Origin of the sequence: Streptomyces sp. NPDC005574 (genome assembly GCF_040605435.1) — a bacterium.
In the GTDB taxonomy this organism is placed as follows: domain Bacteria; phylum Actinomycetota; class Actinomycetes; order Streptomycetales; family Streptomycetaceae; genus Streptomyces.
The window spans coordinates 15,301-42,115 of the sequence record NZ_JBEXCW010000004.1; the positions used below are offsets into that span (position 1 = coordinate 15,301).

The following is a 26,815-nucleotide window of genomic DNA, read 5'->3' on the forward strand; positions in this document are numbered from 1 at the left end:
CTCCCGGCGGGAGGCGCGCAGCATCAACACTCGACCGAGCAACTCGGACAGTCTGCCATATGGGGCGGGGGCCTGGCCAATCGAGCCGGAGACAATACCCCGAAGGTGACGAACGTCAAACCGACGGGCCCGCGCAGCTGCCCGCGGACCGGCCGGCGCGCTACCCCGCGGTGCGCAACCGCGCGAACGACGTGTCCAGGCCCCGCTTCAGCAGCCCCGCCACCGGCCGTTCCACGAAACGGTGTACCAGCCAGCTCAGCACCAGGAAGCCGGCGATCACCGCCGCCACCAGCAGCCGGGCGTCCAGGGTGTCGCGCAGACGGTTGATCACGGCCGTACCGGCCGCGTAGTGGATCAGGTAGAGCGGATAGGTCAGGCTGCCGGCCGTGACGAGCCATCTCCACCGGACACGGTCCGTCGCCCCCAGCGCCACGGCGACCATGACCAGCAGGAACACGGTGAAGATCAGCACGCTGCCGCGCCAGCCGGAGACGTGTTCGACCTCGTCGATCCGCCGCCCCAGTTCCCGCTGGCCCATCAGCCACGCCATGGCCAGGACGCCCCACAGCAGCAGGTCCTGGCCGAACCGGTGCATGAGGTACAGGGCGAGGCCGGCGATGAAGTACCAGGCGCCGTCCGGGTTGGCGACCAGCTCCAGCAGGGGGAGGCGGGAGACCGGGGCGAGCATGGCGGCGGCGCCCCAGACGCAGCAGAAGACCACGACCTTGCGGTACGTCAGACCAGTGGCGACGACGACCAGGAACAGCAGGTAGAAACGCAGCTCGGACCAGAGGGTCCAGTAGACGCCGTCGACGTTCGGCACGCCTGAGCCGGTCTGCAGCATCGTGAGGTTGAGCAGGACGTCCCGCGCCCGCAGCCGCTCCCACACGCCCGGCAGGGCCACCAGGACGGCGGTGGTGAAGGCTATGGCGAACCAGTAGGCGGGGTAGAGCCGGATCACCCGGGAGACGAAGAACTGGCGCGGGCCGCGACCCCAGCAGGACATGCAGATCACGAAGCCGCTGATCACGAAGAAGATCTCGACGCCGATCCAGCCGTAGGTGGCCACGCGGTACACCGACGGCATGATGTCGGAGACCGGCCGGTCCCAGATCAGGTTGTGCGGCTGGTCGGCGCGGCGGGTGCCGGCGTAGTGGTGCAGGGCCACCATCAGGGCGGCCAGCAGCCGTATGCCGTCGATGGCGTGGAGCCGGGGCCTGCGGCGGCGAGCCGTGGGAGCCGCGGGGGCGGGCCTGCCGGGCCGGACCGTGCGCAGCTGCCGCGTCGGCTGGTCGGCGAGCGCCGGAAGCGGCTGCCGGTACCGGCCCTGGACCGGCACGGACGTCGGCGGTTCGCCGGGCAAGCCACGCATCACGGCCAGGCCATCCTCACGACGGGGTTCGGGCCGCGTCGCGACCGGACGACTCACGGTACGACGGTCACAACCACCGCACAGCGAACAGACAAGAACATTCCGTACGCGGGTGGAGCGGAGTTGCGGGAACGCTCGCCCGCGCGTCCCACAGAGTTCCCCGACCCTTCACCTGACCGGCAACGGGCAGTCGGCTCAAGGGTTTTGGGGAACGGCGAAGGGGCCCTCACGACCGAAGTCGCAGGGGCCCCTTCAGGAGCTCAGCTGAGGCTGGAGCTACCAGGTCAGATCGACAGAACTACTTGTTGATCTTGGTGACCTGGCCGGCGCCCACGGTCCGGCCACCCTCACGGATGGCGAACTTCAGGCCCTCTTCCATGGCGACGGGCTGGATGAGCTCGACGGTCATCTCGGTGTTGTCGCCCGGCATGACCATCTCGGTGCCCTCGGGGAGGGTCACGACGCCGGTCACGTCCGTGGTACGGAAGTAGAACTGCGGACGGTAGTTGTTGAAGAACGGCGTGTGACGGCCGCCCTCGTCCTTGGACAGGATGTACGCCTGCGCCTCGAACGAGGTGTGCGGGGTGACCGAGCCGGGCTTGATGATGACCTGGCCGCGCTCGACGTCCTCGCGCTTGATGCCACGAAGCAGCAGACCGACGTTCTCACCGGCCTGGCCCTCGTCGAGCAGCTTGCGGAACATCTCGATGCCGGTGACCGTGGTGGTGGTCTTCTCGGTCTTGATGCCGACGATGTCGACGGTCTCGTTGACCTTGAGGACACCACGCTCGATACGACCGGTGACGACGGTGCCACGACCGGTGATCGTGAAGACGTCCTCGATCGGCATGAGGAACGGCTTGTCGACGTCACGCTCGGGCTGCGGGATGTTCTCGTCGACGGCCTTCATCAGGTCGAGGACGGTCTGGCCCCACTCGGCGTCACCCTCGAGCGCCTTGAGCGCCGAGACCTTGACGACCGGCAGGTCGTCGCCCGGGAACTCGTACTCGGAGAGCAGCTCACGGACCTCGAGCTCGACGAGCTCCAGGATCTCCTCGTCGTCCACCATGTCGGCCTTGTTGAGGGCGACGACGATGTACGGAACGCCGACCTGGCGGGCCAGGAGCACGTGCTCCTTGGTCTGCGGCATCGGGCCGTCGGTGGCGGCGACAACGAGGATGGCGCCGTCCATCTGCGCCGCACCCGTGATCATGTTCTTGATGTAGTCCGCGTGACCGGGGCAGTCGACGTGGGCGTAGTGACGCGTCTCGGTCTGGTACTCGACGTGCGCGATCGAGATGGTGATACCGCGCTGGCGCTCTTCAGGAGCCTTGTCGATCTGGTCGAAGGCCGAGGCCTCGTTCAGGTCCGGGTACGCGTCGTGCAGCACCTTGGTAATGGCGGCCGTGAGGGTCGTCTTACCGTGGTCGATGTGACCGATGGTGCCGATGTTGACGTGCGGCTTAGTCCGCTCGAACTTCGCCTTCGCCACGGGGGTCCTCCTGGGAGTGGTTCTGGTACGCCTTGCTTCAACGGCGCCAGGTGATCTTTGCTGGAAAGCCCGGGCCCCGGGGCACTCCCACCGCGATTGCGGCGGAAATGCCCCCGGAGGCTCCGGAGTCAAGCCTAAAGCGTGTGAACGGAGTGCGTTACTCGCCCTTGGCCTTCGCGATGATCTCCTCGGCGACGTTCCGCGGAACCTCGGCGTAGGAGTCGAACTGCATCGAGTAGCTTGCGCGACCCGAGGTCTTGCTGCGGAGGTCTCCGACGTAGCCGAACATCTCCGAGAGGGGCACGAGGCCCTTCACGACGCGGGCACCGGCCCGCTCCTCCATGGCCTGGATCTGACCACGGCGGGAGTTGATGTCGCCGATGACCTCACCCATGTAGTCCTCGGGCGTGGTGACCTCGACGGCCATCATCGGCTCGAGCAGTACGGGGCTTGCCTTGCGCGCGGCCTCCTTGAAGGCCTGCGAGCCGGCGATCTTGAACGCGAGCTCGGAGGAGTCGACCTCGTGGTAGGCACCGTCGAGAAGCGTGACGCGGACGCCCGTCATCTCGTAGCCGGCGAGGATGCCGAACTGCATGGCCTCCTGCGCACCGGCGTCCACCGACGGGATGTACTCCCGCGGGATACGGCCACCGGTGACCTTGTTCACGAACTCGTACGCCGGGCCGTCGGCCTCGGTGATGGGCTCGATCGCGATCTGCACCTTGGCGAACTGACCGGTACCACCGGTCTGCTTCTTGTGGGTGTAGTCCACGCGGTCGACGGCCTTGCGGATCGTCTCACGGTACGCGACCTGCGGCTTGCCGACGTTGGCCTCGACCCGGAACTCGCGCTTCATACGGTCGACCAGCACCTCGAGGTGCAGTTCGCCCATACCGCCGAGGATGGTCTGGCCCGTCTCCTCGTCCGAGTGAACGTGGAAGGAGGGGTCCTCCTCCGCGAGACGCTGGATGGCGACACCCAGCTTCTCCTGGTCACCCTTGGACTTGGGCTCGATGGCGACCTGGATGACCGGCGCCGGGAAGTCCATGGACTCCAGGATCACCGGGTTCTTGTCGTCCGACAGCGTCTCACCGGTGGTGGTCTGCTTCAGGCCCATCACGGCGACGATGTCGCCGGCGCCCACCGCGTCGATCTCCTCACGCTTGTTCGCGTGCATGCGGTAGATCTTGCCGATGCGCTCCTTCTTGCCCTTGACGGAGTTCAGCACCGCAGTGCCGGCCTCCAGGCGGCCCGAGTAGACCCGGACGAAGGTGAGCTTGCCCAGGTGCGGGTCGCTCATGATCTTGAACGCGAGCGCGGACAGCGGCTCGTCCACGGACGGCTTGCGCTTGACGACGACCTCGGGGTCCTTGACGTCGTGGCCTTCGATGGCCTCGACGTCGAGCGGGGTCGGAAGGTAGCGCACGACCGCGTCGAGCAGGGGCTGGACGCCCTTGTTCTTGAACGCGGTGCCACAGAACACCGGGGTGACCGTGACGCCGTCGGACTTGCCGGACGCGATGGTGATGCGACGGATCGCGGCGTACAGCTGCTCCTCGGTGGGCTCCTGGCCCTCCAGGAACAGCTCCATGATCTCATCGTCGTTCTCCGCGACGGCCTCGACCAGCTTGCCGCGGTACTCCTCGGCAGCCTCGGTGTGCGTGGCCGGGATGTCGACGACGTCGTACATCTCGCCCTTGGCGGCCTCGGCGGACCACACGAGCGCCTTCATGCGGACCAGGTCCACAACGCCCTTGAAGTCCATCTCGGCGCCGATCGGCAGCTGCATGATGAGCGGGACGGCGCCCAGGCGGTCCGAGATCATGTCCACACAGCGGTGGAACTCGGCGCCCGTACGGTCCAGCTTGTTCACGAAGCAGATGCGCGGCACGCCGTAACGGTCGGCCTGACGCCACACCGTCTCGGACTGCGGCTCCACACCGGCGACACCGTCGAACACCGTGACGGCACCGTCGAGGACGCGCAGCGAGCGCTCCACCTCGACCGTGAAGTCGACGTGCCCCGGGGTGTCGATGATGTTGATCGTGTAGTCGTCGTCGTCGAGCGGCCAGTGACAGGTGGTGGCAGCAGAGGTGATCGTGATGCCACGCTCCTGCTCCTGCTCCATCCAGTCCATGGTGGCAGCGCCGTCGTGGACCTCACCGATCTTGTAGCTGACGCCGGTGTAGAAGAGGATCCGCTCGGTGGTGGTCGTCTTGCCCGCGTCGATGTGGGCCATGATCCCGATGTTGCGGACCCTGGCCAGGTCAAGTGAAGTGGTAGCCATAAGGCTTCAGTCTTCTCTCGGTCTCGATGTGGGTTGCGACTACCAGCGGTAGTGCGCGAAGGCCTTGTTGGACTCGGCCATCTTGTGGGTGTCCTCGCGCTTCTTCACAGCGGCACCGAGGCCGTTGGAGGCGTCGAGAAGCTCGTTGAGCAGACGCTCGGTCATGGTCTTCTCGCGACGGGCGCGGGAGTAACCGACGAGCCAGCGCAGCGCGAGCGTGTTGGCGCGACCGGGCTTGACCTCGATCGGGACCTGGTACGTCGCACCACCGACACGGCGGGACTTGACCTCGAGGGTCGGCTTGATGTTCTCCAGCGCGCGCTTCAGCGTGATGACCGGGTCGTTGCTGGTCTTCTCGCGCAGGCCCTCCATGGCGCCGTACACGATGCGCTCGGCGGTGGAGCGCTTGCCGTTCAGCAGCACCTTGTTGATCAGCGACGTGACAAGAGGAGAACCGTAGACCGGGTCGATGATGACCGGGCGCTTCGGGGCGGGGCCCTTACGAGGCATTCTTACTTCTCCTTCTTGGCGCCGTAGCGGCTGCGGGCCTGCTTGCGGTTCTTGACACCCTGGGTGTCGAGCGAACCGCGGATGATCTTGTAGCGAACACCGGGCAGGTCCTTCACACGGCCGCCGCGCACGAGCACGATCGAGTGCTCCTGCAGGTTGTGTCCCTCACCCGGAATGTAGGCAGTGACCTCGATCCCGCTGGTCAGACGCACACGCGCGACCTTACGCAGGGCCGAGTTCGGCTTCTTCGGGGTGGTCGTGAACACGCGCGTGCAGACGCCGCGACGCTGGGGCGAACCCTCGAGTGCGGGCGTCTTGTTCTTCTCGACCTTGTCCTGCCGGCCCTTCCGGACCAGCTGCTGGATCGTAGGCACTACTTCTCCGGTTTCTGTGTGCCGAATGGTGAAGCTAACCTGGAACATCGCCGACCCACGCGGTCGGGTGTGTCGAATCCAGCGGACCCCCGCCGTGAAGCGGGAGGAACGCAGATTACGGTGGCCGGTGATGACTCCCCTTATGCGGTTGAAGGCACGCACGGGAGCCAGGGCACACCCCAGGCACAAGGTCTGAGCGTACCTACCTCAACGACTTCGGTCAAAACAAATGCCGTCCACCCCGACACGCCGGGCTTGTTCTGGTTCCCCATCTCTGGTAGTTGGCACTTCGGTGTGAATCCCCGCCGTTCGGGCCTCGCCCCCTCCTCCCCTTCAGTACGTTGAGCCGTCGCTGACGCGTGGGGGGCGGGAACGATGACAGCCGAACGCTGGGCCGGCACGCCGGAGCCCGGGGACATACCGGGCGAATTACCTTCCGGCCTGCCCGGCATCCCGCCGTACGGGCCGAGGGTCGGCCCGACCGGCGGCCTGGCCGACGGGCTGGCCGACGGGCTGGCCGACGGGCTGGCCGACGGGCTGGCCGGTGGCCTTCCCGGGGACGACGCTCTCGACGACCGGGTGCCCTTCCTCGCCCGGCTGGAGCAGGCGGACCGGGCCGCACTCCTCGCCCTCGGCCGTGAGCTGTCCTTCGCGCCCCGGATGGTCCTCCTCCACCAGAGCGAGCCCTCCTCGCACGTCCTGTTCATCGTGGCCGGCTGGACCAAGGTGACCGCGGCCGCCGCCAACGGCTACGAGGCCCTGCTCGCCCTGCGCGGCCCCGGTGACGTCGTCGGCGAGTCCGCCGCGCTGACCGGCCGGACCCGCTCGGCGACCGTGACCGCGCTGGAGGCCGTACGGACCGTCGCCGTACAGCGCGAACGCTTCACGGACTTCCTGAACCGCTCCCCCGCCACCTCCTTCGCCCTGCTCGGCCTCACCTCGGACCGCACCCGCGCGGCCGACCGGCGCCGGCTGGAGTTCGCCTCGATGAGCGTCAGGGAGCGGTTCGCGGCCCTGCTCCTCGACCTCGCCCGCACCCACGGCCGCCGTACCGCCGAAGGGGTGGAACTGTCCGTGCCGCTGAGCAAACAGGAGCTCGCCGGCTCGGTGGGGGCCTCGCGCGAGGCGGTGCAGCGGCTGCTCAAGGAGCTGCGTGAGCGCGGGGTGGTGACCACGGGGCGACGGGCCCTGGTCATCGTCCGGCCCGGCGTGCTGCGCAGGATCGCGCGGGCCGAGGAAGCCGAGTGAGCCCTGGGCCCGGCGGGCCGTGTGTGCACACCGTCACAGTTCCAGTGCGTCATCCGTCCTCACGGCCGCACCACCGGCCGCGCCACGCTTTCCCGTCCCGGGGGCGCGCCGCCCCCGCGCACCCCGCCCGCGACCGAAAGGCGACCATGCCGGACCCCGTGAGCCGCACGATCCTTCTGCTCGACATCGAGAAGTACAGCGACCGCGACGACGTGGAGCAGGCGTACCTGCGCCGTGTCCTCTACGACATCACCGACCGCGCCCTGGAGCACGCCGGCATCGACGAGACGCTGCGCCTGCGGGCCGACCGCGGTGACTCGGTGATGGAGCTGATCGACGCCAACGCCTCCGTGACGGCACTGCTGCGGTCCCTGCTCACCGAGGTCCCGGCCCAGCTGCACGGCTACAACCGGATCGCCGCCGGCTCGGCCCGCATCCGGCTGCGGGGCGTGGTGGCCACCGGATACGTGGCCGTCGACGAGCACGGCGGCTGGGTCGGCGCCGACCTCAACCACGCCTGCCGTCTGCTCGACGCGCAGCTGCTGCGGGCGGCGCTGCGCGAGCGGGCGTCCGGATTCGCGTTGTGCGTGTCGGAGGGCGTGCACGCCGGCATCGTCCGCCACGACCACCACGGCGTCCCGGCCGCGGAGTTCCACCGGGTGACGCCGGCCAGCAAGAACGGCCCGCTGCCGGCCTGGCTGCACGGCCCCGTCCCGGCGGGGTTCGAGACGGGGGCGGGCGGCGGGGAGCCGGCGGAGTCGGGGGGACGGGGATCGGGCGGGCCGGGGGCGGTGGCGCCGGGCTCGACCGGGGCGGCCGCGGCGGGGTCGACCGCGGCGGAGGGGGCTCTCGTCGCGTCGCCCCCGACCGAGTCGGCTGGCGCGGAGCCGGCTGTCGCCCGGCCCCGGGAGTCCGCCGCCGGACGGCCGGCCGCGGTGTCGACTCCGGCTCCGGCTGCGGCCCCGGCCCCGCTGCAGCCCCCCGCCCCCACCCCCTCGCCCGGCCCCGTCTTCAACTTCGGCAGTGGGTCGCCCAGGTTCGGGGGTGCTCTGGTGGCCGGGGACCAGCACGGGGTGTCCGGTGGGCAGGTCACCGGGGACGTCCACCTGGGCGGCACGGCGGGTGAGGAGTCGTGACGGTGTCCGAGGCCGGGGACGCCGGCCCCGACGACCCGGCGACGATCCCGGCGCAGCAGCCCACGCCGTACCGGGAACCGCACGGCGACGACGGGCAGGAGCCGGACGAGGAGCGGACCCAGGAGGCGCGGGCCGCCCAGCGCGAACTGTTCGCCCACACCCCCGACTTCATCCTCGGCGACGGGACCGGCTTCGGCGGCAGCCTGGTCGGCGGTTCCCAGCACGGCGTGTCCGGCGGGCACGTCCGCGGTGACGTCTACCTCGGCGGCAGGACCGAGGTCCACCACCACGGCCCGGCCACCACCGCCCAGGACGCCTCCGGTGAGATACCCCGGGAGCGTCTGGAGGCGCTGGCCGCGGTGTTCGCCGCCGGCCCCGCCTTCGACGCCGCCCTGGAGCGGCTGCGCGAGGAACGCGTCCTGGTCCTCCGCGGCGCCCACGCCACCGGCCGCAACGCCGCCGCCCTGATGCTGCTGCACCGCCTGGGCGTCAGCGCCGTCCACGCCCTGAGCCCGGAGACCGCGCCGGCCGCGCTGAGCGGGCGGCTCACCCGGCCCGGCGGACACGTCCTGCGCGACCTGCCACTGAGCCGCAACCGTCCGCTGCGCGACACCCACCTCTTCGCGGCCCGCGACCAGCTGCGGACGTCCGGCGGCTACCTCGTGGTCACCGTCGAGAACTCGCCGCACCTGCCGGGCGTCACCCCGTGCGCCTGGGTCCCGCCGGGCGCCCCGGACGTCGTACGGGCGCTGCTGGCCAGGCACCGGCCGGACGACGCCGAGGCACTGCTGGCCCTGGAACCGGTGACCGGCTTCCTCGCCGCCCCGGACCGGCGGCCGGCCGAGGCGGCCGCGTTCGCCCAGGCGCTGACCGCCTACGACGGCAGCCCGCGGGCGCTGGCCGGGCTCGCCGACTTCGGGCAGGCCACGGTGGAGAAGCAGTGCCGCGACTGGCTCAGCGACCCGGCGGCCGGCCTGCGGGACAAGGCGTTCCTGCTCTCCCTCGCCGTCTTCGACCAGGCCCCCTACGTCCTCGCCGCCGAACTCGCCGACAAGCTGTTCGTCCACTTCCAGCGGCTCCAGCACCCCGAACAGTCCCCGGAGATCCCGGTGTTCGGGCCGACCGCCGAGGACCGGCTCGCGCTCGCCCGGGCCGAGGGCGAACTCCGCGACGAGCAGACGGAATGGGGCGCGGTGCCCCAGTTCGTGTCCCGCTTCCGCGACGAACGCACCCCGCGGGTCCTGCTCACCGAGGTGTGGACGAACCACCCCTCGGCCCGCCCGGCCCTCGTCGAGTGGCTGCGCCAACTCGCCCGCGACGGACGCCCGTTGGTGCGCACCCGGGCCGCCGCGGCCACCGCGCTGCTGGCCGCCGCCGACCTGCCCTCGGCGATGGCGCTCCTGGTCGACGGCTGGGCCAGGTCCCGCGCCTTCGGCCCCCGCGTCACCGCCGCGAACACGCTGACGCTCGCCCTGCTCCTGGACCTGCCCGTCGTCCTGCGGCTGCTCACCCAGTGGTGCTCCGACACCCACCCGGGCCGCCGCTGGACGGCCATCCGCGCCCTGGGCCTGCTCGCCCCGCTCCGCCCCGACCTGGCCGGGCCCGCGCTCGGCGCGCTCGCCGCCCGCGCCCGGGTCGACGCCAGCAGTCCCGCCGAGTACGCCAACCTCACCGAGTCCGCCGCCCTGCTGCTGTCCGGCGGCCCGGGCCGGCGCCGCGCGGAGGTGCTCGCCGAGTTCGTACGGCTGCTGTACCTGGACACCCCCGCGGTCCGCGACCTCGCCCTCGCCGCCTTCGTGCGCGCCTGCGACAACGCCGAGGACGGCGGGCTCGTCGGCTGGTACGCCGAGACCGGCATGTACGAGGCCGACGCGGCCCGCGACCTCGCCACCCTGTGGCGCACCGCCCTCAACGACCGCACCCACACCCGCCCGGCCCTGGACGCCCTGCGCACCTGGGTGCACGTCGCCGTCCGCCGCGCGGACACCGCCATGGCGCTGGAGCTGCTGCTGCCCGCGCTGGTCGTCACCGCGGACGACCGCAAACGGCTCGACCACGCGCTGCGCACGCTGCGCGCCGAGGACGGCGGCCCGCGCCCCGCGCCGGCCGACCGGCTGCTCGCCGTACTGCACCCGGCGTCCGCGCACTGAACCGCCCCACGCACCGAACCACCCACGAGGAGTGACCCATGACGGACTTCCGCCGGCCGCCGGAGTGGCAGCAACAGGCCGACCGGCACACGGCGCTGATCGACCCGGTGCTGACCGTGCGCCCCATCTCACGGTTCGACTACACGGCCCGCAGACAGGTCGGCGCGATCGACCACGCCCTGGTGTTCGTCACCGCGGGCGGCTCCTACGACGTCTTCATGCCGCCGCACCGGCCGAGCCGCGCGGAGGCGGCGACCCGCCGCTACACCTCCGTCTACGAGGTGGACATGGGCAGCCACCCCGTGCAGCTGGAACTCGAACTCCCCAGTGACGACGACGCGTTCGCGTTCGGCGTCACCGCCGACCTGACCTGGCGGGTCGCGGACCCGATCGCGTACGTGGTGAGCGGCGAGCGGGACGTGCCGACCCGGCTGACCCGCGAACTCCAGCAGGCGGCCCGGCCGGTCACCCGGCGCTTCGCCATCGACGACAGCTCCGCCGCCGAGCGGGCCGTCCAGCGGGCGGTGGAGGAGGCGGGTGACTTCGCCGCGGGCACCGGGCTCACCGTGTCGTGCGTGGTGCGGCTGCGGCTGGACGACGACGCGATCGCCCACCGCCGGCGCCGGCGGACCCTCCGCTACGAGTCGGAGATGCTCGACCCCGAGCACGAGTACCGGCTGCGGCAGGCCCGCCTGGAACACGAGCTGGAGGTGCTGCGCGAGCACCAGTCGCAGGAGCTGATCGCCCAGAAGATCGCCTTCTACCAGCACCACCTCCAGCACGGCGGGGTCGGCGCCTGGGCCTTCCACCTCGCCGCGCACCCCAGGGACACCCGGATGGTGATCCAGACCCTCCAGAAGGACCAACTCGGCGCGATCCGCAAGGAGTTGCAGGTGATCGCCGGGGACAGCCTGGAGGACTTCCAGAAGGCGGAGTCGGCCAAGTCCGTCCTGCGGTCCGTGGACGACCTGCTGCGCGAACAGACGCCGCCCCCCGCCCTCCCCCCGGGAGAACCCCCGCAGCAGCCCCACGGCGGGCCGCCGCAGCCCCCCTACCCGGGAGCGCCGGCCCCGCAGCAGCCGTACGCCCCGTCGCAGCCGTACCCGCCCGGTCAGCAGCCGTACGCCCCCGGCCCGCAGACCTACACCCCGGGCGGGCCCGCGGCGCCGTACGGTGCGCCCCAGGCCCCCGCGCAGGTCCCGTACGACCCGGCGGCACAGGGGTCCGCCGGGTCGTACGAGCAGACGCTGTACGCCGTTCCCACGCCTCCCCCGCCGCCCGTGTCCCCCGTCGCCGACGGGCCCGCCCCCGCCGTGCCGCCCGCCCCGGGGGCGTATCCGGCGCAGACGCCCGAGGCGGGGTCCGCGTGACCGTTCCCGACACCGCGGCCCCCGCCCCCGCGACGGCGGCGCACCGGACCGCGGAGCGGCTGCTCGGCGAGGTGCGGGGCGAGATCGCGCGCGCCGACACCAAGGCGTCCGTGCTGGTGGGGGCCCTCGGCATGACGGCCGGCGTGTTCACCGCGCTGCTGGCGGGCCGGGACTGGTCGCCGGGGCGGCTGTCCGCTCCGGCGGCCGCGCTGTGGTGGACGGGGACGGCCGCGCTGGCCCTGTCGCTGGTCTCCCTGCTGCTGGCCGTGCTGCCCCGCTACCGCGCCCGCACCTGGGCCGCCGGGCGGCCCCTGTGCTACTTCGGCGACATCCAGCAGGCCGTGCGCGAGGGCCGGCTCGCCGAGGCGCTCGCCGACACCGACCGCGACCCGGCCGCCGGTCTGCTGGCCTCCCTCGCGGAGAACAGCGGGATCGCCCTGTCCAAGCACCGCTGGATCCGGGCCGGCCTGATCGCCTTCTGCGTCGGCACCCTGCTGCTGCCCACCGCCCCGCTCATCGGCTGACGCGCCGCCCCGAAGGAGCCGCCATGTCCCAGCCCCCCGTCCCGACCGACCCCGCCCACCCACGCCCCGGCACACCCGCCTACCCGGAGCCGCCGTACCCCGACGCCGCCGCGCCGGGCCCCGCCCACCCGCAGCCCCCACACCCCGGCACCGCCGTCCCGGGCCCGGCGTACCCGGAGCCGCCGTACCCGCACATCGCCATCCCGGGCCCCGCGTCCGCTCCGGGATCACAACCCCGGCAACGGTCGCAGCCAGGAGCGCCCCTGGCCTCCGCGACCCCGGAACCGCCCTACCCGGGGTCGGGTCCCGCCTATCCGAACTCGGCAGCTGGTCAACCGAGTTCGGGGCCTGCCTACCCTGAAGCGAACCCCGGCTCCACGCGGTCGGGCCCGGCCTATCCGGCACCGGGCGGCCACCCGGGACCAGGTCCCGCCAATCCGAACTCCGCCGCTTCCCACCCGGGTTCGGGACCGGCCCACCCCGGAACGAGCCCCGGCTCCACGCGGTCGGGCCCGGCCTATCCGGAACCGGGCGGCCACCCGGGACCAGGTCCCGCCTACCCGGACTCCGCCGCTTCCCACCCGGGTTCGGGACCGGCGTATCCCAAAACCAGCCCCGGCACCGCGGGATCCGGCCCGGCCCATCCCGGACCGGGCGGCACCTACCCCAACCCGACCGCCGCGCAACCGAGTTCCGCGCCGACCTATCCCGGGGCAGGTCCCGCCTACCCCGGTTCCGGCCCGGCCCACCCGGGGGCAGGGCCCGCTCACCCGGGGCCAGGCCCCGTCTCCGGCCGGCCCCCGAGCGGATCGGCCTCGGCGTACCCGGGCACGGACCCCGCACCGACCTATCCCTGGCCAGGCCCGGCCTACCCCGGCTCCGGTCCGGCCCACCCCGGCGCGGATCCGGCATACGCCTACCCGGCCACAGCCCCGTCCCCGCCCGGCCCCGGCCCGTCCTACCCCGATCCGGCCGCAGTCGGACCCGCCGCCGGGACCGCTCCCCCGCCCGCTCCCGACCCCGACCCCGCCCCCGACGACCTCGACTACCGGCACCGTGGTGCCCGGCTGCATGTGGCCGAGCATCAGCGGGGCGCCGACGCCACCGCGGTCGGGCGGCTCGCGGTGCAGTTGCCGGGGGCGCTGGTGAGCCTGGCGCTGGTGAGTTCGCTGGCCGTGGGGCTGCTCGGGAGCGTCGTGGGGACGTTCGTGATCGTGGCCTGGGTCGCCTCCGGACTGCTCGTCTTCCACCGGCCCACCGAGCTGGCGTTCGCCCGGCACGTGCTCAAGCTCCGGCAGCCGGCGCCCGACGAACGGGCCCGGCTCGAGCCCGTCTGGCACGAGGTCACCGCCCGCGCAGGCATCGAACCGGGCAGCTACGAGCTGATGGTGGAAAGCAGCGAGGAACTGAACGCGTCGGCGGTCGCCGGCCATGTCGTCAGCGTCACGACGTACGCCCTGAACCGGATCCCGAGCAGCAACCTCGCCGCCGTACTCGCCCATGAACTCGGTCACCACACCGGCGGTCACGCCTGGGCCGGGCTGCTCGGCTACTGGTACTCGCTGCCCGGCCGGATCGCCTGGGCGGCGACCAGGGGCCTGGCACGGTTCGCGATCGCCGTGGCCCGGGTGTTCTCCATGGCGGCGACCGGCTTCCTGATCCTCTTCATGGGCATGATGGTGATGGCCGCGTTCTTCGCCGCCTGGTACATCACCCTCCCGCTGGTCGCCGCCCCCTACCTGCTCGCCTACGCGGGCCGGCGCGGCGAACTGCGCGCCGACCGGCAGGCCGCCGAACTCGGCTTCGCCCGTCAACTCGCCGAAGTGCTGTACCACTTCGAGGCCGAGGAGACCGCGGCCAAGGCGGCCCTCGTCGCCCAGGGCCAGAAGCTCAGCCGGCCCGGCACCCTGGCCAGGCTGCTGTCCACCCACCCCGACAACCAGACCCGCATGACCGAACTGGAGCCGTACCTGCGCCTGACCCGCTGAGCCACGGGCAGGAGACGGACACGCCGAAGGGCGCCCACCCCGTACGAGACGGGGTGGGCGCCCTTCGGATCAAGCTGCTTGCTTACTGGTTGTACGGACCGTAGTCGTAGTCCTCCAGCGGGACGGCCTGGCCGGAGCCGGTGCCGAACGGCGAGTAGTCGATGTCGTCGTAGCCGACGGCCGAGTACATCGCGGCCTTGGCCTCCTCGGTCGGCTCGACCCGGATGTTGCGGTAGCGGGACAGACCCGTACCGGCCGGGATGAGCTTACCGATGATGACGTTCTCCTTGAGGCCGATCAGGGAGTCGGACTTGGCGTTGATCGCCGCGTCCGTCAGAACCCTGGTCGTCTCCTGGAAGGACGCCGCCGACAGCCACGACTCGGTCGCCAGCGAGGCCTTGGTGATACCCATCAGCTGCGGACGGCCGGAGGCCGGGTGGCCGCCTTCCTGGACCACACGACGGTTCTCGGTCTCGAACTTCGAACGCTCGACCAGCTCGCCGGGCAGCAGCTCCGCGTCGCCCGACTCGATGATCGTCACCCGGCGCAGCATCTGCCGGATGATGATCTCGATGTGCTTGTCGTGGATCGACACACCCTGCGAGTTGTAGACCTTCTGGACCTCGCCGACCAGGTGGACCTGGACGGCACGCTGACCCAGGATGCGCAGCACGTCGTGCGGGTTGGTGGCACCCACGGTGAGCTTCTGGCCCACCTCGACGTGCTCGCCCTCGCTGACCAGGAGTCGGGCGCGCTTGGAGATCGGGAACGCGATCTCCTCGCTTCCGTCGTCCGGCGTGATGACGAGCTTCTTGGTCTTCTCGGTCTCCTCGATCCGCACGCGGCCCGAGGACTCGGAGATCGGGGCGACACCCTTCGGGGTACGGGCCTCGAAGAGCTCGACGACACGCGGCAGACCCTGCGTGATGTCGTCACCGGCCACACCACCGGTGTGGAAGGTACGCATCGTCAGCTGGGTACCGGGCTCACCGATGGACTGGGCGGCGATGATGCCGACCGCCTCACCGATGTCGACCAGCTTGCCGGTGGCCAGGGAGCGGCCGTAGCACATGGCACAGGTGCCGACGTGCGACTCGCAGGTCAGGATCGAACGCGTCTTGACCTCCTCGACACCGTGGTGCACGAGCTGGTCGATGAGCACGTCGCCCAGGTCCACGTTGGCCGGCGCGATCACCTTGCCGTCGATGACGACGTCCTCGGCGAGCATGCGGGCGTAGACGCTGGTCTCCACGTCCTCCGCCTTGCGCAGCACGCCACTGGCGTCCTTCGAGGCGATCCGCAGCTTCAGACCGCGCTCGGTGCCGCAGTCCTCCTCGCGGATGATGACGTCCTGCGAGACGTCCACCAGACGACGGGTCAGGTAACCCGAGTCGGCGGTACGCAGGGCGGTGTCCGCGAGACCCTTACGGGCACCGTGGGTGGAGATGAAGTACTCCAGGACGGACAGACCCTCACGGAAGGACGCCTTGATCGGACGCGGGATCGTCTCGTTCTTGGCGTTCGACACCAGACCACGCATACCCGCGATCTGACGCATCTGCATCATGTTTCCTCGGGCACCCGAGTCGACCATCATGAAGATGGGGTTCGTCTTCGGGAAGTTCGCGTTCATCGCCTCGGCGACCTCGTTGGTCGCCTTGGTCCAGATCGCGATGAGTTCCTGCGTGCGCTCGTCCTTGGTGATCAGACCGCGCTCGTACTGCTTCTGGACCTTCTCGTCCTGCGCCTCGTAGCCCTTGACGATCTCCACCTTCGCCTCGGGAACGACGATGTCGGAGATGGCCACGGTGACACCGGAACGGGTCGCCCAGAAGAAGCCGGCCGCCTTCAGGTTGTCGAGCGTCGCCGCCACGATGACCTTGGGGTAGCGCTCGGCCAGGTCGTTGACGATCTCGGAGAGCTGCTTCTTGCCCACCGAGTAGTCGACGAACGGGTAGTCCTCGGGCAGCAGCTCGTTGAAGAGCGCGCGGCCCAGGGTCGTCCGCAGGCGGAAGGAGTCACCCTGCTGCCACTCCGGCTCACCCTCCTCCTGCGCCGGCGGGGTCCAGCCGCGCGGCGGGATGGTGCCCACCGGGAAGCGGATGTCGATCGCCGACTGGAGCGCGAGCTCGCCGTTGTCGAACGCCATGGTCGCCTCGGCGGAGGAGCCGAACGCACGGCCCTCACCCTTGACGTCACGCAGTTCACCGTCGGTGGTGAGGAAGAACAGACCGAGGACCATGTCCTGGGTCGGCATCGTCACCGGACGGCCGTCGGCGGGCTTGAGGATGTTGTTCGAGGACAGCATCAGGATGCGGGCCTCGGCCTGCGCCTCCGCGGAGAGCGGCAGGTGGACGGCCATCTGGTCACCGTCGAAGTCCGCGTTGAACGCGGTGCAGACGAGCGGGTGGATCTGGATGGCCTTGCCCTCGACCAGCTGCGGCTCGAAGGCCTGGATGCCGAGGCGGTGCAGCGTGGGCGCACGGTTCAGCAGAACCGGGTGCTCGGCGATGACCTCTTCGAGGACGTCGTACACGACCGTGCGGCCGCGCTCGACCATCCGCTTGGCGCTCTTGATGTTCTGCGCGTGGTTCAGGTCGACCAGGCGCTTCATCACGAACGGCTTGAAGAGCTCCAGCGCCATCGCCTTCGGCAGACCGCACTGGTGCAGCTTCAGCTGCGGACCGACGACGATCACGGAACGCGCGGAGTAGTCCACGCGCTTGCCGAGCAGGTTCTGACGGAAGCGACCCTGCTTGCCCTTGAGCATGTCGGACAGCGACTTCAGCGGACGGTTGCCGGGGCCCGTCACCGGGCGGCCACGACGGCCGTTGTCGAAGAGCGCGTCGACGGCCTCCTGGAGCATGCGCTTCTCGTTGTTCACGATGATCTCGGGCGCGCCGAGGTCGAGAAGCCGCTTCAGGCGGTTGTTGCGGTTGATCACACGGCGGTACAGGTCGTTCAGGTCGGAGGTCGCGAAGCGGCCACCGTCCAGCTGCACCATCGGGCGGAGGTCCGGCGGGATGACCGGCACGCAGTCGAGCACCATGCCCTTGGGGCTGTTGCTGGTCTGCAGGAACGCGGAGACGACCTTGAGGCGCTTGAGCGCACGGGTCTTCTTCTGGCCCTTGCCGGTGCGGATGATCTCGCGGAGGCGCTCGGCCTCCTCGTCGAGGTCGAAGGACTCCAGGCGCTTCTGCAGCGCCGCGGCACCCATCGAACCGTCGAAGTACGTGCCGAAGCGGTCACGCAGCTCGCGGTAGAGCAGCTCGTCGCCCTCGAGGTCCTGGACCTTGAGGTTCTTGAACCGGGTCCACACCTCGTCGAGACGGTCGATCTCGCGCTGCGCACGGTCGCGCAGCTGCTTCATCTCCCGCTCGGCGCCTTCGCGCACCTTGCGGCGCACGTCGGCCTTGGCACCCTCGGCCTCGAGCTCGGCCAGGTCGGTCTCGAGCTTCTTGGCGCGGGCCTCCAGGTCGGAGTCGCGACGGTTCTCGACCTGCTGACGCTCGACGGAGACGTGCGCCTCCAGCGAGGGCAGGTCACGCGTACGGCGCTCGTCGTCGACGTACGTGATCATGTACGCCGCGAAGTAGATGACCTTCTCGAGGTCCTTCGGGGCGAGGTCGAGCAGGTAGCCGAGGCGCGACGGGACGCCCTTGAAGTACCAGATGTGCGTGACGGGGGCGGCCAGTTCGATGTGGCCCATCCGCTCACGACGCACCTTGGCGCGAGTGACCTCGACGCCGCAGCGCTCACAGATGATGCCCTTGAACCGGACACGCTTGTACTTGCCGCAGTAGCACTCCCAGTCCCGGGTCGGACCGAAGATCTTCTCGCAGAAGAGTCCGTCCTTCTCGGGCTTGAGCGTGCGGTAGTTGATCGTCTCGGGCTTCTTGACCTCGCCGTGGCTCCACTGACGGATGTCGTCAGCGGTGGCCAGACCGATCCGGAGCTCGTCGAAGAAGTTGACGTCGAGCACTATGCGTCAATCCCTCTCAGGGTTGTAAGTCATGGGGTCTGATACGGGGGTCCTGGGGCCGGAGGCCTTCATCGCGAAGGCCTCCGAACTCCCGTCAGACCTCTTCGACGCTGCTCGGCTCACGCCGGGACAGGTCGATGCCAAGCTCCTCCGCCGCGCGGAAGACGTCCTCGTCGGTGTCGCGCATCTCGATGGACATGCCGTCCGAGGACAGCACCTCCACGTTGAGGCACAGGGACTGCATCTCTTTGATGAGCACCTTGAAGGACTCGGGGATGCCGGGCTCGGGGATGTTCTCGCCCTTGACGATGGCCTCGTAGACCTTCACGCGGCCGGTCACGTCGTCGGACTTGATGGTCAGCAGCTCCTGGAGGGCGTAGGCGGCGCCGTATGCCTCCAGCGCCCACACCTCCATCTCACCGAAGCGCTGGCCACCGAACTGGGCCTTACCACCCAGCGGCTGCTGGGTGATCATCGAGTACGGACCGGTCGAGCGGGCGTGCAGCTTGTCGTCGACCAGGTGGTGCAGCTTGAGGATGTACATGTAACCGACCGAGATCGGCTCCGGGAACGGCTCGCCGGAGCGGCCGTCGAACATCCTCGCCTTGCCGGACGGGAGGACCATGCGGTCGCCGTCGCGGTTCGGGATGGTGTGGTTCAGCAGACCCGCGAGCTCGTCCTCACGCGCACCGTCGAAGACGGGGGTGGCGACGTTGGTACCCGGGTCGACCTGGTCGGCACCGATGACCTGCAGACGCTTCGCCCAGTCCTCGCCGAGGCCGGAGACGTCCCAGCCGCGGCTGGCGAGCCAGCCGAGGTGGATCTCCAGGACCTGTCCCGGGTTCATTCGGGACGGCACACCCAGCGGGTTCAGGATGATGTCGACCGGCGTCCCGTCCTCGAGGAACGGCATGTCCTCGATGGGCAGGATCTTGGAGATGACGCCCTTGTTGCCGTGACGGCCGGCGAGCTTGTCACCGTCCGTGATCTTGCGCTTCTGCGCCACGTAGACACGAACCAGCTGGTTCACGCCCGGCGGCAGCTCGTCGCCCTCTTCACGGTCGAAGACGCGGACGCCGATGACCTTGCCGATCTCGCCGTGCGGCACCTTCAGCGAGGTGTCACGGACCTCACGGGCCTTCTCGCCGAAGATCGCGCGCAGCAGGCGCTCCTCGGGCGTCAGCTCGGTCTCGCCCTTGGGCGTGACCTTGCCGACGAGGATGTCGCCGGCGACGACCTCGGCACCGATCCGGATGATGCCGCGCTCGTCGAGGTCGGCGAGGACCTCCTCGGAGACGTTCGGGATGTCCCGGGTGATCTCCTCGGGGCCGAGCTTGGTGTCACGGGCGTCGACCTCGTGCTCCTCGATGTGGATCGAGGAGAGGACGTCGTCCTGCACGAGGCGCTGCGACAGGATGATCGCGTCCTCGTAGTTGTGACCCTCCCACGGCATGAACGCCACGAGCAGGTTCTTGCCCAGCGCCATCTCGCCGTTCTCGGTGGCCGGACCGTCGGCGAGGACCTGACCGGTGATGATCCGGTCGCCCTCGTTGACGATGACCTTCTGGTTCACCGAGGTGCCCTGGTTGGAGCGCGAGAACTTGGCGAGGCGGTACGTGATGTACGTGCCGTCGTCGTTGGCGGTGGTGATGTAGTCCGCGGAGACCTCCTGGACCACACCGTCCTTCTCGGCCTTGACCACGTCGCCGGCGTCGACGGCGGAGCGGTACTCCATGCCGGTGCCGACGAGCGGGGACTCGCTCTTGATGAGCGGCACCGCCTGGCGCATCATGTTCGCGCCCATGAGGGCACGGTTGGCGTCGTCGTGCTCGAGGAACGGGATCATGGCGGTCGCGACCGACACCATCTGGCGCGGCGAGACGTCCATGTAGTCCACGTCGTCACCGGCGACGTAGTCGACCTCGCCGCCACGGCGGCGGACCAGGACGCGGTTCTCGGTGAACCGCATGTCGTCGTTGAGCGTGGCGTTGGCCTGCGCGATGACGAAGCGGTCCTCCTCGTCGGCCGTGAGGTAGTCGACCTCGTCGGTGACGATGCCGTCGGTGACCCGGCGGTACGGCGTCTCGACGAAGCCGAACGCGTTGACCCGGCCGTAGGAGGCGAGCGAGCCGATCAGACCGATGTTCGGGCCTTCGGGCGTCTCGATCGGGCACATGCGGCCGTAGTGCGAGGGGTGCACGTCACGGACCTCGAAGCCGGCCCGCTCACGGGAGAGACCACCCGGGCCAAGAGCCGACAGACGGCGCTTGTGGGTGAGACCCGACAGCGGGTTGTTCTGGTCCATGAACTGCGACAGCTGGCTGGTGCCGAAGAACTCCTTGATGGAGGCGACGACCGGCCGGATGTTGATCAGGGTCTGCGGCGTGATCGCCTCGACGTCCTGGGTCGTCATGCGCTCGCGGACGACACGCTCCATACGCGCCAGACCCGTACGGACCTGGTTCTGGATGAGCTCGCCGACACTGCGCAGACGACGGTTGCCGAAGTGGTCGATGTCGTCGGTCTCGACGACGATCGTCTGGCCACTGTCGGAGGTCGTCTCCGTCTCGCCGGCGTGCAGCTTCACCAGGTACTTGATCGTCGAGATGATGTCCTCGACGGTCAGGACGCCCGCGTCCAGCGGCGCGTCCGCACCCAGCTTCTTGTTGACCTTGTAGCGGCCGACCTTGGCGAGGTCGTAGCGCTTGGGGTTGAAGTAGAGGTTCTCGAGCAGCGTCTGCGCGGCCTCACGGGTGGGCGGTTCGCCCGGACGCAGCTTGCGGTAGATGTCGAGCAGCGCGTCGTCCTGGCCCTGGGTGTGGTCCTTCTCCAGGGTGGCGCGCATGGACTCGTACTCGCCGAACTCCTCGATGATCTGCTCGGTCGTCCAGCCGAGCGCCTTGAGGAGGACGGTGACGGACTGCTTGCGCTTGCGGTCGATGCGGACGCCGACCATGTCGCGCTTGTCGATCTCCATCTCCAGCCAGGCACCCCGGGACGGGATGATCTTGGAGGAGAAGATGTCCTTGTCGGACGTCTTGTCGATCGAGGAGTCGAAGTAGACACCCGGCGAGCGGACGAGCTGCGACACGACGACACGCTCGGTGCCGTTGATGACGAAGGTGCCCTTGTTGGTCATGAGCGGGAAGTCGCCCATGAAGACCGTCTGGGACTTGATCTCGCCGGTCTCGTTGTTGGTGAACTCGGCGGTGACGAAGAGCGGCGCGGCGAACGTGAAGTCGCGCTCCTTGCACTCGTCGATGGAGTTCTTGGGAGGCTCGAAGCGGTGGTCACGGAACGTCAGGGACATCGACCCGGAGAAGTCCTCGATCGGGGAGATCTCCTCGAAGATCTCCTCCAGACCGGACTTCCTGGGGACGTCCTGTCCACTGTCCAGAGCCGCCTCGACACGAGCCTTCCACGCGTCGTTGCCGAGCAGCCAGTCGAAACTTTCGGTCTGCAGCGCAAGAAGGTTCGGAACCTCGAGGGGCTCCTTGATCTTTGCAAAGGAGATGCGCAGCGGGGCGGTGCTGGCGCCGTTGTTCATATTCGCGGTCGAGGCAGTGCGCGAGGCGGCCAAGAGGGGGTCCTTCCGAGGGCTCGGACTCACTACGCGCGTACCGGTCCCTCTCCCGTGCACAGGGACAGACGTTTCCTTCACGGCCCGGATAGGGCCAGGTCAGAACGGTCTGGTCGTCTGTGCTCAAGTGAGGGCATGCCCCTGGTGACGGGCAGGGAGCAGCTAACAGGCAGCGCAAAGGGTCAGTGTAGCCACTTGGCACACTGATGTCCAGTGCGGGTTTTTTGAGACCCTCGTCGTTCTCGACACCTACGCAAGCCCACGCCCTCAATGCACGTTGATACTGCCCTCTTCGCCGTCGATCCATGCCTCGGATCCGGATCCTTGTGACGACGCGTCCTGAGAATTGCGCGCTGCGTGCAGTTCGTCAAGGCCCCACTGCCCGAACCTGGTGCCGCGACCGTCACGCGCCGCCGCCACCACGGGCGCCCGGAGACACGATGAAGATCACCATACTCCGCGCATCCCGCCCTGCAAGGAGCCGCAACCGGCCTCCCCTGAACGCCGAAGAGCGACCACCCGGATGGATGATCGCTCTTCGGTGCGTCAGCGTTACAGACCTCTTTCGGGGCCTGTCGCCCGCGGCCGCAGCGGCCCGCGCGGGGCCGTGCGGTCGCGTGAGGTGTTACTTGACCTCGACGGAGGCGCCGGCGCCCTTGAGGGACTCGGCGGCCTTCTCGGCGGCGTCCTTGGCGACCTTCTCGAGGACGGGCTTCGGGGCGCCGTCCACGAGGTCCTTGGCCTCCTTGAGACCCAGGGAGGTCAGCTCACGCACGACCTTGATGACCTGGATCTTCTTCTCGCCGGCACCCGTGAGGATGACGTCGAACTCGTCCTGCTCCTCAGCGGCCTCGACCGGAGCGCCCGGGGCACCCGGAGCCACAGCGGCGACCGCGGCGGCGGCGGTGACGTCGAACTTCTCCTCGAACGCCTTCACGAACTCGGAGAGCTCGATGAGGGTGAGGGACTCGAACTGCTCGAGCAGCTCTTCCTGGGACAGCTTCGTCGCCATGTGGGCGATCCTTCCACTAATTCGGCTGGTGCCGATGTACATGTGAGGCGGGCGTACGTTCGGCCCGCTACGACCGTCGCCTCAGGCGGCGGTCACTGCGCGAGCCGAGTTACTCGGCACCGCCCTGCTCGGCCAGCTTGACCCGAAGCGCCTCCGCGGTGCGGACGAACTTCGAGGGCAGCGCCTGGAAGAGCGAGGCAGCCTGGGACTGCTTGCCCTTGAAGGCACCCGCCAGCTTGGCGAGCAGAACCTCGCGGGACTCGAGGTCCGCGAGCTTCTTGATCTCGTCGGCGGAGAGCGCCTTGCCGTCAAGGACACCGCCCTTGATGACGAGGTTCGGGTTGTCCTTGGCAAAGTCACGAAGACCCTTCGCCGACACCACCGGGTCACCGGTGATGAAGGCGACCGCCGTCGGACCGTTGAACAGGTCGTCGAGCGTCGAGATCCCGGCCTCGTTGGCCGCAATCTTGGTCAGCGTGTTCTTCACCACGGCGTACTGGGCGTCTTCACCGAGGGAACGGCGCAGCGTCTTGAGCTGCGCCACGGTGAGACCCCGGTACTCGGTCAGCACGGCGGCGTTCGAGCTGCGGAACTGGTCCGCGAGCTCGGCTACCGCGGCAGCCTTGTCGGGCCTTGCCATAGAGCGTGGCCTCCTTCCGGGTGATGAGGACCGCTCGCAAGGGGCCGGGGAAAACGAAACGCCCCGGCGCAGGCGCACGGGGCGTGACTCGACCGGTTTCGCGGCGTGAGCGGCGATTCCCGGGAGTTCATCCACAGTCACCTGCGCGGGTCGTCCGCAGTTCAGCGGATCCTTCGGCCACCGCACCCTCTTGCGAGCACACGGCGACGACCAGCGGTCTTTGGCTTCTTCAGGAGACTACGTGACCGGCTTGCCGCGAGGCAAATCCGGTCGTCCGGGGCCTCAGCCCTCGGTGCCCTTCATCATCTCCGCGAGGTCGACGGTGTCCTTGGCGGGCGGGGCGGTGACCGTCACGGGCTTGTTGATGTCGAGGAAGGTGATGGTCATGTCGAGGGGACCCTTGTCGGCGTCTCCGCGCATGCGGAACTTCTTGGTGTGGTCGTCGCCGTCGATCCACATGTCCATCGCGAGCGAGTCGATGCCCATCTTCTCGTACTGCTTGAGGCTCTTCTCGCGGGCCTCCCGGGTGGCCTTGCCCTTGCCCTTGAGGGAGGCCTCGATCTCGGCGACGGTGACGGTGCCCTTGTAGTGGGTGGTCTCCACCCCGTCGACGGTCTCGGTGCCGACCTTCTTCACGTTCTTGGAGCCGGTGAGGAACGTGGACTCGGTCGCCGGGTTCTGGTCGGCCTGACCTGCCCCGAGCTGGGCGGGGTTGAGCTTCTTGTCGGCGCCGAGCGCGGACATGTCGAACTTGATCCAGCTCTTGCCGTCCATCTCCTTGGCGGCCTGGGCGCCGCCGCCGATGTACATGGCCTTGCCGACGAGCCGGATCTCCACCTTGCCGGCGGTGGCGGCCTTGCCCGCCGCCGTCATCTTCATGCTCATGGCCAACGGCTTGACGCTCATCGCCGCCTCGCCGCTCACCCGGCCGGCGTCCGGCACCCTGCCGGTCATCGTGTAGCAGAAGGACGTGATGGTCTCGGCGTTCTTCGCGGCCTTGGCGACGGCCGCGGCCGGCTCCATCGCGAGCGCGTCGTCGTCGCCCTTGGCGCACCCGGCCACACCCCCGGCGAGGACCAGGGCGGCGAGGCCGGCGCCGGCCGTCCGGCGGCGTACGGAAGGGCGTACGGAAGTGCGTACGGAAGTCTTCAAGATTCCCCCCAAGGAATGCATGGCTGATACACAGCAAGGCGGAGAGCGTATCCCAGGGGCCTCGAATGGTCTTCCGAATTCCCCCCGGCCGCAGGTGACTTCGGTCGGCGCGGCCGAGCCCTGCGTCCCACTGCGTCCCGGTAATCCGGCTCGGCGGGGTGCTTCAGGAGGTCGCGCCCGTACCGCCCTGCTGCTTCAGCAGCGCGGTGAAGTCCTCGGTGTCGGCGGCCGGCGGCCGGTCGGCCGGGACCCGCACGCCGTAGTCGCTGTAGTAGGCGGTCTGGGTCAGCTCCCCGGTCGCCGTCCGCCCCTTCTCGACCTTCTTGACCAGCAGGTCACGGGCGTCGACCCAGATGTCCACGCTCTGCGTGGTGACCCCGGCCTGCTCCAGCTGTCGCTTCAGGTCGGCCAGCCGGCGCTTGTCGATGCCTGAGCCGGCGGCGGTGAGGCGGGCGACGTCGACCGTGCCCGAGTAGTGCGTGGTGTCCCGCCCGCGCACCTTCTCCGTGCCGGCCCTGCGTACATCCCCCGACGCCAGCAGCAGCTGCACCGACTGGTTGGGCGTGGTGTTGCGCAGCTGGTCCCTCAGGTAGGCGCCGGAGCCGCCGCCGAGCGCCTCCAGGTCGTCGTACGGGTAGCGGATCCAGTGCCTGCCGCCCGTGCGCTCGGCGAACTTCTCGCCCATCCGGGCGTAGTAGGCGTCGGGCAGGTAGCGGGCCTGCATGGACGTGCTGCCGAGCCGGCGCATCGTGTCGGCGACCGTGCCGCCGGTGTAGGTGATGGTCAGGGTGCCGGAGAGGCCGTCGTGCCAGCCGAGGGCGCCGCCGGCCGTCATCGACATCAGAGCGCCCATCGTGGTGGTCGACTCGACCCTGGCGGAGTCCGCCGCGTCGGTGGAGCGCTCGGCGGCGCGCAGGGCGGTCAGGTGACGCGTCCGCGCCGAGCCGCCGCCGGACGACCCGTCGTCCGCGCCGGCGCCGCCCGACCGGGAAGAGGGAGCCGGGGAGGAGGGAGCCGGGGAGGAGGACGAACTGCAGCCGGCCGCACCGGTCAGCGCGGCCAGCGCCGCTATGGACACGGTCACGCGGCGCACGGTCGTGCTTCTCATCGGCGGCCCCACCTCTGTGCGAATCCTGTGTCCGCACGCTAGCGCAGGGCACCGACACCCGAACCGGGAAAGGGAACGGGCCCCGCAACCTGGGAGGTTGCGGGGCCCGTGACCGGATGCGGTGAGCCGTCAGGCTCAGACCGACGCCGGGTCCTCCTCGACGAGGAGGTTGCGGGTGCGGTTGGAGTCAAGGGGAATGCCGGGGCCGATCGTGGTGCTGATCGCGGCCTTCTTGATGTAGCGGCCCTTGGCGGCGGACGGCTTCAGACGGAGGATCTCCTCCAGCGCCGCGCCGTAGTTCTCCACCAGCTTGGTGTCGTCGAACGACGTCTTGCCGATGATGAAGTGCAGGTTCGAGTGCTTGTCGACGCGGAACTCGATCTTGCCGCCCTTGATGTCGTTGACAGCCTTGACGACGTCCGGGGTGACGGTGCCGGTCTTGGGGTTCGGCATGAGACCACGGGGACCGAGCACGCGGCCGAGACGGCCGACCTTGCCCATGAGGTCCGGGGTGGCGACGACGGCGTCGAAGTCCAGACGCCCCTTCGCCACCTCGTCGATGAGCTCGTCGGAGCCGACGATGTCGGCGCCCGCGGCACGCGCGGCCTCGGCACGGTCGCCGGTCGCGAAGACCAGGACCCGGGCGGTCTTACCGGTGCCGTGCGGGAGGTTCACGGTGCCACGGACCATCTGGTCGGCCTTGCGCGGGTCGACACCCAGACGGAAGGCGACCTCGACGGTGCCGTCGAACTTGGACGTGGAGGTCTCCTTGGCGAGACGGACGGCCTCGAGCGGGGCGTAGAGCTTCTCCCGGTCGATCTTGGCGTCCGCAGCGCGGAGGGACTTGCTGCGCTTGCTCACTACTGCTCCTGAGTGTTCTTGAGGAGTCG

At 69.6% G+C, this 26,815-nt stretch carries 18 protein-coding genes; 6 read left to right on the plus strand and 12 right to left on the minus strand.

What is annotated here, in order from left to right; genetic code table 11:
- Nucleotides 1–160: 160 nt before the first annotated feature.
- From ABZT03_RS04210 to rpsL, 5 genes are all read right to left on the minus strand, one after another.
- On the minus strand, nt 161–1,372 hold the full coding sequence (locus tag ABZT03_RS04210) for an acyltransferase (RefSeq protein WP_356033223.1): 1,212 nt from the start codon (nt 1,370–1,372) through the stop codon (nt 161–163).
- A gap of 298 nt (nt 1,373–1,670) precedes the next feature.
- Nucleotides 1,671–2,864 carry an elongation factor Tu gene (gene tuf, locus ABZT03_RS04215; protein ID WP_356033225.1) on the minus strand — a complete coding sequence of 398 codons (1,194 nt, stop codon included), beginning with the start codon at nt 2,862–2,864 and terminating at the stop codon, nt 1,671–1,673.
- Nucleotides 2,865–3,021: 157 nt separating this feature from the next.
- Entirely contained in the window at nt 3,022–5,151 is a 2,130-nt protein-coding gene (gene fusA, locus ABZT03_RS04220; RefSeq protein ID WP_356033227.1) for an elongation factor G, read from the minus strand.
- Nucleotides 5,152–5,190: 39 nt separating this feature from the next.
- Nucleotides 5,191–5,661, minus strand: coding sequence for a 30S ribosomal protein S7 (gene rpsG / locus ABZT03_RS04225; RefSeq protein ID WP_005481264.1), 471 nt, complete (start codon nt 5,659–5,661; stop codon nt 5,191–5,193).
- A gap of 2 nt (nt 5,662–5,663) precedes the next feature.
- On the minus strand, nt 5,664–6,035 hold the full coding sequence (gene rpsL, locus ABZT03_RS04230; protein ID WP_003948652.1) for a 30S ribosomal protein S12: 372 nt from the start codon (nt 6,033–6,035) through the stop codon (nt 5,664–5,666).
- Nucleotides 6,036–6,410: 375 nt separating this feature from the next.
- Between rpsL and ABZT03_RS04235 the strand changes: the two genes are divergently transcribed.
- The 6 genes from ABZT03_RS04235 (at nt 6,411) to ABZT03_RS04260 (ending at nt 14,451) form a co-directional block, all read left to right on the plus strand.
- Nucleotides 6,411–7,283 (plus strand): Crp/Fnr family transcriptional regulator, encoded by an 873-nt coding sequence (locus ABZT03_RS04235; RefSeq protein ID WP_356033230.1) that lies wholly within the window; start codon nt 6,411–6,413, stop codon nt 7,281–7,283.
- A gap of 158 nt (nt 7,284–7,441) precedes the next feature.
- Entirely contained in the window at nt 7,442–8,419 is a 978-nt protein-coding gene (locus ABZT03_RS04240; protein WP_356033233.1) for a hypothetical protein, read from the plus strand.
- Nucleotides 8,416–10,569, plus strand: a complete 2,154-nt coding sequence (locus tag ABZT03_RS04245; protein ID WP_356033235.1) for a hypothetical protein — start codon at nt 8,416–8,418, stop codon at nt 10,567–10,569. Before ABZT03_RS04240 ends, ABZT03_RS04245 begins: the two co-directional genes overlap by 4 nt.
- Before the next feature lie 38 nt (nt 10,570–10,607).
- On the plus strand, nt 10,608–11,939 hold the full coding sequence (locus tag ABZT03_RS04250; RefSeq protein WP_356033238.1) for a PE-PGRS family protein: 1,332 nt from the start codon (nt 10,608–10,610) through the stop codon (nt 11,937–11,939).
- A complete protein-coding gene (locus ABZT03_RS04255) occupies nt 11,936–12,463 on the plus strand; it encodes a Pycsar system effector family protein (RefSeq protein ID WP_356033240.1) in 528 nt (175 codons plus the stop codon). The genes ABZT03_RS04250 and ABZT03_RS04255 overlap by 4 nt, the downstream gene beginning before the upstream one ends.
- A gap of 1,073 nt (nt 12,464–13,536) precedes the next feature.
- Entirely contained in the window at nt 13,537–14,451 is a 915-nt protein-coding gene (locus tag ABZT03_RS04260) for a M48 family metalloprotease (protein ID WP_356033243.1), read from the plus strand.
- Nucleotides 14,452–14,533: 82 nt separating this feature from the next.
- On the opposite strand, the gene ABZT03_RS04265 is transcribed toward ABZT03_RS04260, so the two are convergent.
- The 7 genes from ABZT03_RS04265 to rplA all read right to left on the minus strand — a co-directional run bounded on the left by ABZT03_RS04265 (nt 14,534) and on the right by rplA (nt 26,786).
- Complete coding sequence (locus tag ABZT03_RS04265; RefSeq protein ID WP_356033247.1) at nt 14,534–18,433, minus strand: DNA-directed RNA polymerase subunit beta'; 3,900 nt, start codon at nt 18,431–18,433, stop codon at nt 14,534–14,536.
- Nucleotides 18,434–18,527: 94 nt separating this feature from the next.
- Nucleotides 18,528–22,013, minus strand: coding sequence for a DNA-directed RNA polymerase subunit beta (gene rpoB, locus ABZT03_RS04270; RefSeq protein WP_356033249.1), 3,486 nt, complete (start codon nt 22,011–22,013; stop codon nt 18,528–18,530).
- Nucleotides 22,014–22,638: 625 nt separating this feature from the next.
- Entirely contained in the window at nt 22,639–23,025 is a 387-nt protein-coding gene (gene rplL / locus ABZT03_RS04275; RefSeq protein WP_356033251.1) for a 50S ribosomal protein L7/L12, read from the minus strand.
- 109 nt (nt 23,026–23,134) lie between these two features.
- Complete coding sequence (rplJ, locus tag ABZT03_RS04280; RefSeq protein ID WP_356033253.1) at nt 23,135–23,665, minus strand: 50S ribosomal protein L10; 531 nt, start codon at nt 23,663–23,665, stop codon at nt 23,135–23,137.
- Between the two features lie 282 nt (nt 23,666–23,947).
- On the minus strand, nt 23,948–24,817 hold the full coding sequence (locus tag ABZT03_RS04285) for a DUF1396 domain-containing protein (RefSeq protein ID WP_356033256.1): 870 nt from the start codon (nt 24,815–24,817) through the stop codon (nt 23,948–23,950).
- Nucleotides 24,818–24,980: 163 nt separating this feature from the next.
- Nucleotides 24,981–25,925, minus strand: a complete 945-nt coding sequence (locus ABZT03_RS04290; RefSeq protein ID WP_356033259.1) for a hypothetical protein — start codon at nt 25,923–25,925, stop codon at nt 24,981–24,983.
- A 135-nt stretch (nt 25,926–26,060) separates the two neighbouring features.
- Nucleotides 26,061–26,786: a 50S ribosomal protein L1 gene (gene rplA / locus ABZT03_RS04295; protein ID WP_356033262.1), complete on the minus strand. Its 726-nt coding sequence runs from the start codon at nt 26,784–26,786 to the stop codon at nt 26,061–26,063.
- Between the last annotated feature and the right edge of the window lie 29 nt (nt 26,787–26,815).